Annotated in this window: 14 protein-coding genes and 3 tRNA genes; 12 read left to right on the top strand and 5 right to left on the bottom strand. The window is 54.2% G+C overall.

Annotated elements, in window-relative coordinates; translation table 11 throughout:
• Positions 1-18 precede the first annotated feature (18 nt).
• From tcyL to sdiA, 3 genes are all read left to right on the top strand, one after another.
• Positions 19-687 (top strand): cystine ABC transporter permease, encoded by a 669-nt coding sequence (tcyL, locus tag ACUW6V_RS03200; protein WP_007868867.1) that lies wholly within the window; start codon positions 19-21, stop codon positions 685-687.
• Entirely contained in the window at positions 684-1,436 is a 753-nt protein-coding gene (gene tcyN, locus ACUW6V_RS03195) for an L-cystine ABC transporter ATP-binding protein TcyN (protein WP_054625140.1), read from the top strand. The genes tcyL and tcyN overlap by 4 nt, the downstream gene beginning before the upstream one ends.
• Positions 1,437-1,688: 252 nt before the next feature.
• Complete coding sequence (sdiA, locus tag ACUW6V_RS03190; RefSeq protein ID WP_004387980.1) at positions 1,689-2,414, top strand: transcriptional regulator SdiA; 726 nt, start codon at positions 1,689-1,691, stop codon at positions 2,412-2,414.
• A 73-nt stretch (positions 2,415-2,487) separates the two neighbouring features.
• Here sdiA and ACUW6V_RS03185 read toward each other — a convergent pair whose 3' ends face one another.
• Positions 2,488-2,712 (bottom strand): DUF2594 family protein, encoded by a 225-nt coding sequence (locus ACUW6V_RS03185; RefSeq protein WP_004387981.1) that lies wholly within the window; start codon positions 2,710-2,712, stop codon positions 2,488-2,490.
• Between the two features lie 483 nt (positions 2,713-3,195).
• Between ACUW6V_RS03185 and uvrY the strand changes: the two genes are divergently transcribed.
• The 7 genes from uvrY to ACUW6V_RS03150 all read left to right on the top strand — a co-directional run bounded on the left by uvrY (position 3,196) and on the right by ACUW6V_RS03150 (position 7,715).
• Positions 3,196-3,852, top strand: a complete 657-nt coding sequence (gene uvrY, locus ACUW6V_RS03180) for a UvrY/SirA/GacA family response regulator transcription factor (protein ID WP_454037987.1) — start codon at positions 3,196-3,198, stop codon at positions 3,850-3,852.
• Complete coding sequence (gene uvrC, locus ACUW6V_RS03175; protein WP_012124423.1) at positions 3,849-5,681, top strand: excinuclease ABC subunit UvrC; 1,833 nt, start codon at positions 3,849-3,851, stop codon at positions 5,679-5,681. Before uvrY ends, uvrC begins: the two co-directional genes overlap by 4 nt.
• Positions 5,682-5,737: 56 nt before the next feature.
• The gene (gene pgsA / locus ACUW6V_RS03170; RefSeq protein ID WP_004387984.1) at positions 5,738-6,286 is read left to right on the top strand and encodes a CDP-diacylglycerol--glycerol-3-phosphate 3-phosphatidyltransferase; all 549 of its coding nucleotides are present in this window, start codon (positions 5,738-5,740) and stop codon (positions 6,284-6,286) included.
• A gap of 166 nt (positions 6,287-6,452) precedes the next feature.
• A tRNA-Gly gene (locus ACUW6V_RS03165) sits at positions 6,453-6,528 on the top strand.
• Between the two features lie 53 nt (positions 6,529-6,581).
• Positions 6,582-6,655: transfer RNA gene (locus tag ACUW6V_RS03160), tRNA-Cys, on the top strand.
• A gap of 12 nt (positions 6,656-6,667) precedes the next feature.
• Positions 6,668-6,754, top strand: a tRNA-Leu gene (locus ACUW6V_RS03155).
• A 541-nt stretch (positions 6,755-7,295) separates the two neighbouring features.
• Positions 7,296-7,715 (top strand): GNAT family N-acetyltransferase, encoded by a 420-nt coding sequence (locus ACUW6V_RS03150; protein ID WP_454037986.1) that lies wholly within the window; start codon positions 7,296-7,298, stop codon positions 7,713-7,715.
• A 28-nt stretch (positions 7,716-7,743) separates the two neighbouring features.
• On the opposite strand, the gene tyrP is transcribed toward ACUW6V_RS03150, so the two are convergent.
• The 3 genes from tyrP to yecR form a co-directional block, all read right to left on the bottom strand.
• The gene (gene tyrP, locus ACUW6V_RS03145) at positions 7,744-8,952 is read right to left on the bottom strand and encodes a tyrosine transporter TyrP (RefSeq protein ID WP_454037985.1); all 1,209 of its coding nucleotides are present in this window, start codon (positions 8,950-8,952) and stop codon (positions 7,744-7,746) included.
• A gap of 237 nt (positions 8,953-9,189) precedes the next feature.
• Complete coding sequence (gene ftnA / locus ACUW6V_RS03140; protein ID WP_007868824.1) at positions 9,190-9,687, bottom strand: non-heme ferritin; 498 nt, start codon at positions 9,685-9,687, stop codon at positions 9,190-9,192.
• Positions 9,688-9,949: 262 nt separating this feature from the next.
• Entirely contained in the window at positions 9,950-10,297 is a 348-nt protein-coding gene (gene yecR / locus ACUW6V_RS03135) for a YecR family lipoprotein (RefSeq protein WP_254889718.1), read from the bottom strand.
• Between the two features lie 279 nt (positions 10,298-10,576).
• Between yecR and ACUW6V_RS03130 the strand changes: the two genes are divergently transcribed.
• Both ACUW6V_RS03130 and ACUW6V_RS03125 read left to right on the top strand, forming a co-directional pair.
• Positions 10,577-11,833 carry a methyl-accepting chemotaxis protein gene (locus ACUW6V_RS03130; protein WP_041460468.1) on the top strand — a complete coding sequence of 419 codons (1,257 nt, stop codon included), beginning with the start codon at positions 10,577-10,579 and terminating at the stop codon, positions 11,831-11,833.
• Positions 11,834-11,970: 137 nt separating this feature from the next.
• Positions 11,971-12,609, top strand: coding sequence for an RpiB/LacA/LacB family sugar-phosphate isomerase (locus tag ACUW6V_RS03125; protein WP_004387990.1), 639 nt, complete (start codon positions 11,971-11,973; stop codon positions 12,607-12,609).
• A gap of 39 nt (positions 12,610-12,648) precedes the next feature.
• On the opposite strand, the gene ACUW6V_RS03120 is transcribed toward ACUW6V_RS03125, so the two are convergent.
• Positions 12,649-14,070, bottom strand: a complete 1,422-nt coding sequence (locus ACUW6V_RS03120; protein WP_454037984.1) for an MFS transporter — start codon at positions 14,068-14,070, stop codon at positions 12,649-12,651.
• Positions 14,071-14,277: the final 207 nt, after the last annotated feature.

The following is a 14,277-nucleotide window of genomic DNA, read 5'->3' as shown; positions in this document are numbered from 1 at the left end:
CAGGGTGAAACCACTAGAATGCAGGAAAGTATCCAACTGGTTATCGATTCGGCACCCTTTCTCCTGAAAGGGGCCGTTTTTACGCTACAGCTCAGCATCGGCGGCATGTTTTTCGGCCTGGTGTTAGGTTTTTTACTGGCCATGATGCGGCTGTCGCCTTTCTGGCCTGTCTCGTGGCTGGCGCGGTTTTATATCTCGATTTTTCGCGGTACGCCCCTTATCGCCCAGCTCTTTATGATCTACTACGGTCTCCCGCAGTTTGGCATCGAGCTGGATCCGATCCCGGCGGCGATGATTGGCCTTTCGCTCAATACCGCGGCGTATACCTCTGAGACGCTGCGCGCGGCGATTTCGTCGATTGATAAAGGGCAGTGGGAAGCGGCGGCGAGTATCGGCATGACGCCGTGGCAGACGCTGCGCCGCGCCATTCTGCCGCAGGCTGCCCGCGTGGCGCTGCCGCCGCTCGGCAACAGTTTTATCAGCCTCGTGAAAGATACGTCGCTCGCCGCCACCATCCAGGTACCGGAACTTTTCCGCCAGGCGCAGCTTATTACCTCGCGCACGCTGGAGGTATTTACGATGTATCTGGCCGCGTCGCTCATCTACTGGATAATGGCGACGGTGCTTTCTGCCCTGCAAAACCATTTTGAAAACCAGCTAAACCGACAGGAGCGCGATCCGAAATGAGTGCCATTGAGGTCAAAAACCTGGTGAAGAAATTTCACGGGCAGACGGTGCTGCATGGCATCGATCTGGAAGTGCAGACCGGAGAAGTGGTCGCGATTATCGGCCCGAGCGGCTCCGGTAAAACCACGCTTTTGCGTAGTATTAACCTGCTGGAACAGCCCGAGAGCGGTACCGTGCGCGTGGGTGATATCACCATTGATACCGCCAGATCGGCCCGCGAACAGCGCGGCCTGGTGCGGGAACTGCGCCAGCAGGTCGGTTTTGTGTTCCAGAGCTTTAACCTGTTCCCGCACCGTACCGTGCTGGAAAACATTATCGAAGGGCCGGTTATTGTGAAAGGCGAGCCGAAAGCGGAGGCGACGGCGCGCGCCCGCGAACTACTGGCGAAAGTCGGCCTTTCTGGCAAGGAAAACAGCTATCCGAAGCGGCTTTCCGGCGGTCAGCAGCAGCGTGTGGCGATTGCCCGTGCGCTGGCGATGCGCCCGGAAGTGATTCTCTTTGATGAGCCGACCTCCGCGCTGGACCCTGAACTGGTGGGCGAAGTGCTGAACACTATCCGTCAGCTCGCCCTGGAAAAGCGCACGATGGTTATCGTTACCCATGAGATGAGTTTCGCGCGCGATGTGGCCGATCGGGCGATCTTTATGGATCAGGGCAAAATCGTCGAGCAGGGCGAGGCGAAAGCGCTGTTCGCTAACCCGACACAGCCGCGCACCCGCCAGTTTTTAGACAAATTTCTCAATGCCTGACCTCTTACCCGGTGCGTTTTAGCACCGGGTGCCTTCGCAAACTCCCTGCAAAAAATAAGCCTTAAAAAGTGCCTGACTAATTAATCAGCATATACAGTTCGTTAGCGTTTTAATTTGGCTTAAAGCCTGTGTCTGGCGCAAGGTCGCGTGCGGAATGCGGATTATTGATATTAATAATTATGAAGAATGTGTTATTTTGTCATATCACAAAAAAATAATGCTTACAGCACGACAGGAGTTTCGCCCCACAGCATGAAGGAAAGTGACTTTTTTAACTGGCGTCGGGAAATGACGACCCGCTTTCAGGAAATTCAGGATTCAAGCGACATTTATTCGCTCCTGAAAACCGAAACGCAGAACATGGAATATGATTATTTCGCGCTGTGCGTTCGCCATCCTGTGCCTTTCACGCGCCCAAAACTGACGCTGCACACCACCTATCCTGAAGCCTGGCTTGAGCATTACCAGGCAGAAAATTATTACGTGATAGATCCGGTGCTGAAGCCTGCAAATTATCTGGTGGGTCCGCTCTCCTGGAACGACGCGCTGTTCGCCGGCGCCGCAGAAGAGCTCTGGAATGCCGCGCGCGACCACGGTCTGGTCAAGGGCGTAACGCAGTGCGTCATTGCGCCTAACCGCGCCCAGGGATTTTTATCCGTCTCTGGAACCAGCCCGCGTGGACACTCCATGGCGGATGACGAACTGGCGTTGCGACTTCAGCATTTGGTGGAACAAAGCCTGGTTACCATGATGCGCCTGGAAGATCCGGCGGCAACGGTGCTGGAAATGAAACTGAGTAAACGAGAAAAAGAGATATTGCAGTGGACGGCGGAAGGTAAAACGTCGGCGGAAATTGCGATAATATTATCTATCTCGGAAAATACCGTTAATTTTCACCAGAAAAATATGCAGAAGAAGTTTAATGCTCCAAACAAAACGCAAATTGCCTGTTATGCTGCTGCAATTGGACTGATTTGAGCGGGTCATTTGTTCTGCGTGCCAGACACTCGAACCGGCTGGAAGAATAAACGTTCTCCAGCCGGTTTTTTTATTAACGGCGGTAAGCCTGTTTAATTTGCTTAACGGTATTGGTGTAAACCGCCGCTTGCTCCGCATCTTCCATTTCAGCTATCTGTTTTTCCATTTTAATGATAACCCGGCCCGCATCAGCCTGACCCATTGCCTGCAGCATCAGGGTCAACAGGGATTTCAGGCATGACACCTCGGTAGCCAGTTCCTGGTTGTTCTCTGCGGTGGAAATATCGGGAGTGCTCATGGTTTATCCTCTGTCAGTGTAACGACGTGCAGCGGGCACGCCTGTTGATGTTTTAAGGCGGCGGAGTATACCACAAGGTCCTAAAAAGTAATTAGCGCCGTTTTTTTGAGCGTTTTGTGAGGCGTCTGGCTTATTATAATAAGCTTTTCACCGATAAACGGGATTTCTCAGGGTTCGCTGACGTAGCGGTGAAAATATATGTTTCCAATAAGTTTCTCCGTTGTAAATTTAAAAGTTGCCCATCAGCGCTTTTAAATTGTCAGAAAGTAATATGATATATCCAGAAATGCTGAACCTTGATTTCTGGACGTTTTTTAAGTATCGGTGCCGCTATCGCAGGCTCAAAAACGCGTTTTAACTGGATTTAACCCGCCCGTTGCTTACAGAAGTGCATTTTTTGCGTTTCAAAGTTGACTTAAAAAACGCTAATATGGGGCGAATAAGTTACCAGCAGCGTTATCCCTTTTTGAGGAGTGTTTTCCTTTGATCAACGTTCTTCTTGTTGATGACCACGAACTGGTGCGCGCAGGGATACGACGCATACTTGAAGATATGAAGGGCATTAAGGTGGCAGGCGAAGCCTACTGCGGCGAGGACGCCATCAAATGGTGTCGCATTCACCCGGTGGATGTGGTGCTGATGGATATGAATATGCCGGGCATTGGCGGCCTGGAGGCGACTCGCAAAATCGCCCGTTATTCTTCAGACATTAAAGTGATCATGCTTACCGTACATACGGAAAACCCGCTTCCGGCTAAAGTGATGCAGGCCGGAGCCGCAGGGTATCTGAGTAAAGGTGCCGCACCCGCCGAGGTGGTGAGCGCTATCCGCTCGGTTCACGCCGGACGGCGCTACATCGCTTCCGACATCGCACAGCAAATGGCGCTCAGTCAGATAGAGCCCGACCGCAGCGAATCCCCCTTCGCGAGTTTGTCGGAAAGGGAATTGCAGATTATGCTGATGATTACCAAAGGCCAGAAGGTCAATGAAATCTCTGAGCAGCTTAATCTCAGCCCTAAAACCGTCAACAGCTACCGCTATCGTATGTTTAGTAAGCTAAACATTCATGGCGATGTTGAGTTGACGCATCTGGCCATCCGCCATGGCCTGTGTAACGCGGAGACCTTATCAAGTCAGTGAGTGAAGTTTTTGATTCCAAATCGTTCCTGAAAACCGTCACCAGCCAGCCTGGCGTCTACCGTATGTATGACGCCAGCGGCACGGTTATCTACGTCGGCAAGGCCAAAGATCTCAAAAAGCGCCTTTCCAGCTATTTCCGAAGCAACCTCGCCAGCCGTAAAACCGAAGCGCTGGTGGCGCAAATCCATAATATCGACGTGACGGTGACTCACACCGAGACCGAAGCGCTGCTGCTGGAGCACAACTACATCAAGCTCTACCAGCCGCGCTATAACGTGCTGCTGCGCGATGACAAATCTTATCCGTATATCTTCCTGAGCGGCGATACGCATCCCCGGCTGGCTATCCACCGCGGCGCGAAACACGCCAAAGGCGAGTATTTCGGCCCGTTCCCGAACGGCTACGCGGTGCGGGAAACGCTCGCGCTGCTGCAAAAGATTTTCCCGATTCGCCAGTGCGAGAACAGCGTCTATCGCAACCGTTCGCGCCCGTGTCTGCAATATCAGATTGGCCGCTGCCTCGGGCCATGCGTCGAAGGGCTGGTGAGCGAAGAAGATTACGCGCAGCAGGTGGAGTACGTGCGACTGTTTCTCGCCGGTAAAGACGACCAGGTGATTAACCAGCTGGTCTCACGCATGGAGCAGGCCAGCCAGAATCTGGCGTTTGAGGAGGCCGCGCGCCTGCGCGACCAGATTCAGGCGGTGCGCCGCGTAACGGAAAAACAGTTTGTCTCCAATAACGGCGATGACCTGGATGTGATAGGCGTGGCGTTTGAATCCGGCATGGCGTGCCTGCACGTGCTGTTTATCCGTCAGGGGAAAGTGCTCGGCAGCCGCAGCTACTACCCGAAAGTGCCGAATGGCACCGAGCTTGCCGAAGTGGTGGAAACGTTTGTCGGGCAGTTCTATCTGCAGGGCAGCCAGATGCGCACGTTACCGGGCGAGATTTTGCTCGATTTCCCGCTCACCACGCCGGAACTGCTGGCCGAGACGCTGACAGAAATCGCCGGGCGTCGTGTGAATGTGCAGACGCGCCCGCGTGGCGATCGCGCCCGATACCTGAAGCTTGCGCGCACCAACGCGGCGACGGCGCTGACCACGCGGCTTTCTCAGCAGTCCACCATCAGCCAGCGTCTTACCGCGCTGGCGCAGGCGCTGCATCTGCCGGAAATAAAGCGCATGGAGTGTTTCGACATCAGCCATACGATGGGCGAGCAGACCGTGGCGTCCTGCGTGGTATTTGACGCGAACGGCCCGCTGCGCGCGGAGTATCGACGCTATAATATTACCGGCATCACACCGGGCGATGATTATGCGGCAATGAATCAGGTGTTGCGCCGTCGCTATGGCAAGGCCATCGAAGAGAGCAAAGTGCCGGATATTATTCTTATCGACGGCGGTAAAGGACAGCTTGGTCAGGCGAAATCCGTTTTTGCCGAGCTGGACGTGCCGTGGGATAAACACCATCCGCTGCTGCTTGGCGTGGCCAAAGGCAGCGATCGTAAAGCCGGGCTGGAAACGCTGTTCCTGGAGCCGGAAGGGGAGGGCTTCGCCTTACCGCCGGATTCTCCGGCGCTGCATGTTATTCAGCATATTCGCGATGAATCGCATAACCATGCGATTACCGGCCACCGTAAAAAACGCGCCAAAGTGAAGAACACCAGTACGCTTGAGACGATTGAAGGCATCGGGCCAAAACGCCGTCAGATGTTGCTCAAATATATGGGCGGATTGCAGCCGCTGTTGAACGCGTCGGTCGAAGAAATTGCGAAAGTGCCGGGTATCTCTCAGGCCCTTGCAGAAAAGATCTACTACTCGTTGAAACATTAAGGGCTATGTAGCAACATAGCGGTAATCTCAAATTATGACAGATAGTTACCTGCACTATGCGATTTAATATCCCTACATTGCTGACGCTGTTTCGAGTCATTCTGATCCCGTTTTTCGTGCTCGCGTTCTATCTGCCTTTTCACTGGGCGCCTTTCGTCTGCGCGTTGATCTTCTGTTTTGCAGCGGTGACCGACTGGTTTGACGGTTTTCTCGCCCGTCGCTGGAATCAAAGCACGCGCTTTGGTGCGTTCCTCGACCCGGTTGCGGATAAAGTGATGGTCGCTATCGCGATGGTGCTTGTCGCCGAGCACTATCATAGCTGGTGGATTACCCTGCCGGCGGCCACTATGATCGCGCGTGAAATTATTATCTCCGCGCTGCGTGAATGGATGGCGGAGCTGGGCAAACGCAGCAGCGTGGCCGTCTCCTGGATTGGGAAAGTGAAAACCACCGCGCAGATGATGGCGCTGGTCGGTTTGCTGTGGCGTCCGAATCAGTGGGTTGAGTACGCCGCGATTGCACTCTTTTTCGTCGCTGCAGTGCTGACGTTCTGGTCAATGTTCCAGTATTTGAACGCCGCGCGCGGTGATTTGCTCGAACGTTGATCTATACGGCGCAAAATTCAGCAAACGAATCGCGTTGCCTGAAAATTTCGTTGACTCATTGCGTCAGGTAAGTAGAATGCAACGCATCGAACGGCGGCACGGTTCGCCGGACGGTAAGTAAATCAAGTAATTAGATTAAGCGATTCGCTTTCAGTTACTTCGATAAGCGGGAATAGCTCAGTTGGTAGAGCACGACCTTGCCAAGGTCGGGGTCGCGAGTTCGAGTCTCGTTTCCCGCTCCAAATTTTGATATCAGCCTCTTTGCTGGTGTCAGCCTGAAAAGGCAAGCAATTCTGGCGCGTTAACAAAGCGGTTATGTAGCGGATTGCAAATCCGCCTAGTCCGGTTCGACTCCGGAACGCGCCTCCACTTTCTTCCCGAGCCCGGGTGGTGAAATCGGTAGACACAAGGGATTTAAAATCCCTCGGCGTTCGCGCTGTGCGGGTTCAAGTCCCGCCCCGGGCACCATGGGAAAAACAAGAATAATCAAAGCAATAAGCAGTGTCGTGCAAACCACCTTCGGGTGGTTTTTTATTTTGTAGTGACATTTCCTGACATCATTTCTCGTTTCGTCCTGATCTGCCACCGCATCATCACCCTGATTCTTAATGTATTTAGCTTAAGCGCACATCCTGCACACCATCACACTTCGCTAATAAATTCATCAATCACGATATATCATGTATCTGTTTTTCCATTCTGCTGCTACGTTTTAATAACACCCCATCATGGTGCTCTCTACTCGCTGCAATGAGTTTTCCAGGTCAGCGTTCAGCCCCACGGTTGAGCCATTCTGACGCTGACTCACACGGGGGAAAATCGTACCTTGCAGAATAAGGGCCAGGACGGCGCAAACCATAACAGACTGAGCCAGTCCATGAGGACTGGCTTCTTTTTCCTCCCTCCCCGCACACCAAACTCTTTCCAGAAATACCGCCTGCCGAAATTCGGGGGTTATGTCGTCTGCCAGAAACGCTTAAGGTCAGTAAAAGATAACGAGGAAAAGACGATGGAATATCAGTTAACGGGCACCGCGGATGAAGAACTCAAAGCACGCATAAAAAAACAGGTCGGGCTTTATAACGCAAAGCATATGACATCTGATCCGCTGGAGCTGATCATCAGCGTCACCGACGCGCAGGGCAATCTGATCGCCGGTCTGACCGGGCGTAGCTACTGGGGCTGCCTGCATATCGAATTTCTGTGGGTTGATGAAAGCCTGCGCGGGCAGGGTACCGGCGCGTCGCTCATGGCGATGGCCGAAGCAGAAGGGCGTAAGCGCGGTTGTAAACGGGTATTTGTGGATACCTTTAGCTTTCAGGCACCGGATTTTTACCGCAAACAGGGGTATGACCTCTACGGCGTGGCACCCGATTATCGCGATGGTCACTCCCGTTTTTACTTCAGCAAAGACCTGAGCGAAAAGTAAAAGCCCCGACAATGGGGCTTTAACCTGTTCAGCCAACCTCGCGCAATACGCCCGCGCTAATCAAAAACTGTATAGCCACAATGGCGATGCCGCAGGCAAAAACCAGTGCCAGCGTGAGACTGCCCCCCGCTACCTGCCAGCCTGCCGGGTGGCGTTTACGGCTCTGCCAGGCGAGCAGGGAAGGGAGCAGCAGCGCCAGCACCGCCAGCGCCACGCCCGCATAGCCGAGCGCCATGACAAACCCCTGCGGGTAGAAAAGCGAGAAAGCGAGCGGCGGCACAAAAGTCATCAGCCCACTCTGGGCGCGGCCCGCTACGGTGCGGGAGCGTTTAAACATATCCGCCAGATAATCAAAGAGCCCGAGCGACACGCCAAGAAACGAGGTGGCCAGCGCCAGATCGGCGAACAGATGCACCGCCAGCTCCACGTGCGGCGAGGCGACGACATCGCGCACCGCCTGCAACAGACCATTCAGGCCAGCATGGGTGGCGAGCAGGCCCATAAAGGTGTCTGACGGGATGGCACCCAGCGTGGCAAGCTGCCAGAACAGATATGCCACCAGCGGAATAGCGCTGCCGGTGATAAAAATCAGCTTAAGTTTGCGGACATCGCCCTTCATATAGCTGACGATACTTGGCACGCTGCCGTGAAAACCAAATGACGTAAAAATGACCGGCAGCGCGGAGAGCGCCAGGCCTTTTTCCACCGGCAGCGTCAGCAGATTCACCTGATGAATATGCGGCATCATCATCGCCAGCATCACGACCAGAAAAACCGTTTTGGCTGTAAACAGCAGACGATTGACCAGATCCACGCTGTGCGTACCGATGCTGACGATAAGCCCGCCCACAAGCGTAAACGCCAGCACGCCGACAGCAGGCGTAATGGCTACGCCCGTCCACTGGCTCAGGCTTGAGGCCAGCAGTTCGCCCGCGCCGCTGATATAGGCCGCCGTCAGCGCATACATCAAAAACAGCATGCTAAACCCGGCCAACCACTGGCCAGGTTTACCAAGATAATGCAACGCAAGCGTACCGAGCCCGGTCGATGCAGGCTGGTGCTGATAGACCTCTACCAACAACAGCGCGGTGTAGCACATCAGCCCCCAGAGTAAGAAAAGCAGCAGTGCGGTCACGCCAAAGCCAACGCCCGCCGCAGCCAGCGGCATCGCCAGCATCCCTGCGCCGATAGTCGTACCGGCGACGATAAAAATACTGCCAAAAGTGCGGTTCTTCACGCGGTGTACTGTCCTGCAATCATCAACTGGAAATTTATGCTGCGCAGGGTAAAGAATTTTGGTGGATTCGTCAAACTGGCGTTACGTTTAGTGTAATTATTTGTTTACGGCGGGGTGTGCAGGAAGATCTGCTCCAGCCGCTGTAAGCAGCGTCAAAAAATTGAGGAAATGAAAGGCGGAGAGAATTAAAAGGCGGGAATAAAAACCGGTAATGACAGCGCCATTACCGGAAAAATATCAGGGCTGAGCGTCGAGCGTTGCCAGCTCTTTATCGATGAAATAAAGCCCTTCGCCGCTTTTACCTGCGAGGCTCAGTTTATCCAGCACGGATTTAAACAGTTTTTCTTCTTCATGCTGTTCGGCAACATACCATTGCAGGAAATTAAAAGTGGGATAATCCTGCGTGGTCATCGCCACGTGCGCCAGTGCATTAATCTGGCGGGTGATCAGCTGCTCATGTTCGTACGTCGCCTGAAAGAGCGCATCGAGAGACGCATATTCAGCATACGGTGACGGCACGGCGTTAATGCGCGGGAAACTGCCGGTATCTGTCAGATAGTTAAAGAGACGCTGCATATGCGTCATCTCTTCCTGCGCATGGCGGCTTAAAAACGCCGCCGCCCCTTCAAAGCTATGATAGCTGCACCAGGCGCTCATCTGTTGGTAAAGCAGAGAAGAATAGAGTTCAAGATTCATCTGCTCATTGAGTTTTTCAATCATATCCGGCTTCAGCATATTATTCTCCGCGATAACAGGGGTAATTATCGCCGCACTATAATTTGTTATTAAACTGTTTGCAAAAGATAAAATTAAAAAAACCGTGGCGTTAATAATGCAAATAGGAATTAAAGTCATTCATTAATTAAATGAGAATTATTATTGCGAAAAAAAGAAATAAATAAGACGATAAGAATAAACGTAAGAAGGAAAATAACAGGGGAAGAAAAGTGATGCGTACGCACAGCCACCGCCAGGCGGCGGCAGCTGTAACGCCGGTTTACCAGCCGCTGACCGTGCGGTTATTAATGGTAAAGCCACGGCACTGATACTCCAGCACGATAGATTCCGTCATGCATTGCGTGCCGGTGATAACTGAACAGGTTTTGACTGGCGCACCGTAGGCTTCCGCCACGGCATAGCCCCAGTCCTGACACTGGCGGTTCGCCATAGACTGCGCGACGTAGTTATCGACTTTCGCATGTTGCAGCGGTTGTTCGCTGATACCGAGTCTCACGGTGCCGGTAACTTTACTGCCGCCAACTACTTCCGGCGTTTTAGTAATGGTGCAACCGCTCAGCGCGAGCAGCGCGGTAATGAAAATGACCTTGCGCATCGGTGTTCTCACAAAGTTTGCCTTCATAACATCATGCCACGCCATCGCCTGTCGCAATCGCCTGAAAAGCCCCCGGATCACCCCGTATCCCGCGCTTTAGCAAGACGCTCACGCACCGTGACTTTAAATAATCACTTAAGTTTATTGTTGCAATGCTTAAGTTCTGCGCGCGCAGGCCGACAACTACGATACGGTCAGTCTTTATCTGTGACGTAAAGAAATGCAGAAAAGGCAGGGATGGGTACCGTCATGTCTGCGCAGGGATGGCTTCTTCACACCAGGAATCAACATATGAATTTTATTCGCAATGTTAAAATCCGTGCGATGGTGGTATGGGTCTTGCTCTTATCCACAATCGCCTGGGTGGGGGTCTCCGGAGCGACGCTCTGGTTTCTTCATCACCTGGAAAATAGTCTTACGCTGAATGCTGAACAGGCGGGCTGGGTCAACACCGCGCAATGGCTGTTGAGTCTCTCCGTCGTGGGCAGTATTACCCTCACCATTCTGATGGAGCGCTACCTCTACTTCTGTCTGGTGCGCCCCGTTGAGATCATTCGCGGGCACCTGCACGTGCTGGCAGACGGTAACCTTGAGGTCAAACTTCAGGATCTTGGCCGCAACTGTGTCGGGCTGATGGTGCCGTATATCCAGCGCATGCAGGATAACTGGGAGAAAACCGTCAGCGCCATTCGCACCAGTGCGGAAACCATTCGCAGCCATTCGGGTGAGGTCTCGGGCGTGAATACCGAGCTTTCCACGCGTTCGGAAGAGCAGGCGGCGGCGCTGGAGCAAACCAGCTCAAGCATGCAGCAACTCAGCAGCACGGTAAAACTCAACGCCGAAAACGCGAGCCATGCCAGCAAGCTTTCCGGTAACGCCACGCGCACGGCGCAAGCCGGCGGAGACTCCGTGAAACAGGTGATGGAAACCATGTCGCGCATCTCCAGCAGCTCCAGCAAAATTGTCGATATCACCACCGTTATCAACAGCATCGCCTTCCAGACCAATATTCTGGCGCTCAACGCCGCCGTGGAAGCGGCGCGGGCGGGTGAACAGGGACGCGGTTTTGCTGTTGTCGCGGGCGAAGTGCGCAATCTCGCGAGCCGCAGCGCGCAGGCGGCGAAAGAGATAGAAACGCTGCTTAACGAATCGGTCAGCAATATTCAGACCGGCTCCGGCCAGGTGAAGAAAGCGGGCGAGGCGATGGATGAAATTCTGACTGCTGTGCGCCAGGTGAACGATATTATGGGTGAAATCGCCAGCGCGTCCGGCGAGCAGAGCGATGGTATCAGTCAGGTGGGCATCGCAGTAAAAGAGATGGATGCTGTCACCCAGCAGAACGTACAACTGGTGCAGCAGTCCGTGCTGGCGTCAAACGATCTGGAGCGCCAGGCCACGCACCTGACCGAAGTGGTTGGCCTGTTCCGCCTGCGCGGACAGACGGCACGCGCGACGCCTGCCGCTGCAGCGCCGCTCGTGCGGCCCGCGCTGGCCGGCAGCGCCGCGCCAAAGGCAACAGCCACAGAAACCAACTGGGAAACCTTCTGACAAAACGGGCATGAAAGAAAACTGTGAGCACCACTCTATTTTTTAAAACAATATTTCATTTAATTTGAAAGTTTGTTTGGTGAATAGTATGGTTGACTCACAGTTTGCTATTCATAGCCTTTTCAGGAGAGAACCCAATGAAAATTGCACTGATGATGGAAAACAGTCAGGCGGCCAAAAACGCGATCATCTATAAAGAGCTGAAAGCGGTGGCGGATGAAAAAGCGTTCCCGGTGTATAACGTCGGCATGAGTGATGAGAACGATCATCATCTCACCTACATTCACCTCGGGATTATGGCGAGCATCCTGCTGAATTCCAGAGCGGTGGATTTTGTGGTGACTGGCTGCGGCACCGGGCAGGGCGCGCTGATGTCCCTGAATATTCATCCGGGCGTGGTGTGCGGCTACTGCATCGATCCGGCGGACGCGTTCCTGTTCGCGCAAATTAACAACGGTAACGCGCTGGCGCTGCCGTTCGCGAAAGGTTTTGGCTGGGGCGCGGAACTCAACGTGCGCTTTATCTTTGAAAAAGCGTTTACCGGGCGCAAAGGCGAGGGCTATCCGCCGGAGCGTAAAGAGCCGCAGGTGCGCAACGCGGGCATTCTGAACCAGGTGAAAGCCGCCGTGGTGAAAGAGAACTATCTCGATACCCTGCGCGCCATCGATCCTGAACTGGTGAAAACCGCTGTTTCCGGCGAGCGCTTCCAGCAGTGCTTCTTTGATAACTGCCAGGATAAATCCATCGAAGGTTTCGTGCGTGAAATTCTCGGCTGATAAGTCCTGATGAAACAGCCAGCCCGCGGGCTGGCTTTTTTACGCCCGTTTGCCGGAGACGCTGTGTCCGGCATGCGCGGCGAGGCGCAGCGTATCAAACATCCCCGCCAGGCTTATCAGCGCAATCATTACAAACGCCAGCCGGTAACCCGCGCCCGGAATATCGGCGCTTAAAACAGACGTACTTATTACCTCGCCAAGCCGGATGCCGATAGCGCCCAGCGTCACGCCAAGCCCGACGGCGAGCTGCGTGGCGGTGCTGAACAGCGTATTGGCGTAACTCATTTCGCCCGAAGGCACATCTGCAAAGGCCAGCGTGCTGATGCCGGTAAACTGAATCGAGCGAAACACGCCGCCCAGAAAAAGAATCAGCAGAATCAGCCACACCGGGGTCTGCGGCGTCAGCAGCGCGCAGGCGAGCAGCGCCAGCACGTTCAGCAGGCCGTTAATCAGCAGCAGTTTTTTAAACCCGAGCCAGCGGATAAGCGGTGTTGTGGCAGGTTTTATCGTCAGGTTACCTGCGAAAACTGCCAGCACCAGCAGCCCGGAGTGAAACGCGTCCATGCCGAAGCCCACCTGAAACAGCAGCGGCAACAGAAATGGCACAGCGCTGATCGACGCACGAAACAGCGAACCGCCGTACATCGTGACGCGAAATGTCGGTACGGCCATCGCATCAAGGCGGATCATCGGGAACGGCGCGCGGCGAAAATGGCGCAGCGCGAAGACCAGCGCCCCGCAGCCCGCCAGCAGCAGCGCGCCTGCGAGCAGGCCGTTTGATTCGCGCGCGGCCAGCATCTCCATCGCGCACACCAGCGCCACCATCGCCAGCGCGGTGGCGAGAAAACCGGGTGTATCAAACGGGCGGCGAACGTCATCGTGATTATCAGGAATAAGACGCCAGGCGAGCGCCATCGCGATAAGCCCGGCGGGCAGGTTAATAAAGAAAATCCAGCGCCAGTTCGCATAACTGGTAATAAACCCGCCGAGCGGCGGCCCGATAATGGGCGCCACCAGCGCGGGCCAGGTCAGCGTGGCGATAGCCGTAATCAACTGGTGTTTGGGTGTGACGCGCAGCACCGCGAGACGACCGACCGGAACCATCAGCGCGCCGCCCGCGCCCTGCAATACGCGCATCAGCACAAACATTTCAAGCGAGTTAGCCAGCCCGCACAGCACCGACGCGCCGGTAAAAATCCCCAGCGCCAGCGTAAACACCTTACGCGCACCGAAACGGTCGGCAATCCAGCCACTTGCCGGGATCAAGACCGCGAGCGTCAGCAGATAAGCGCTGATGCCAATATTCAGCGCGACCGCTTCGACACCGAAGGTGTGCGCCATCGTCGGCAGGGCAGTCGCTATCACCGTACCGTCGAGGAACTCCATAAAGAACGCGCCCGCCACCAGCAGCGCGGCGGGAGAGACGCCGCCTGCGCTGGCTTTCGCCATGTTCTGCCCCATACCCGCTCCCTAAAATTTTTTTATAAAAATTAATCAAATTGCACAAGCGTTAAGTGCCGGAAATGAAAGCAATTTGTTAACATTCAGTTCATTTTCATTAACAGCGTGGCGTGATTTTAATCACAAAATGGTTGATTTTTGTGATGCGGGTCATATTATTGGCGGGTAGCAACACGCTAACCAGAATGAATAAAACCGGAGCACGCC

This window comes from Cronobacter sp. 153480017-3, from assembly GCF_053627815.1.
This window is presented reverse-complemented; position numbering and strand designations above follow the sequence as displayed.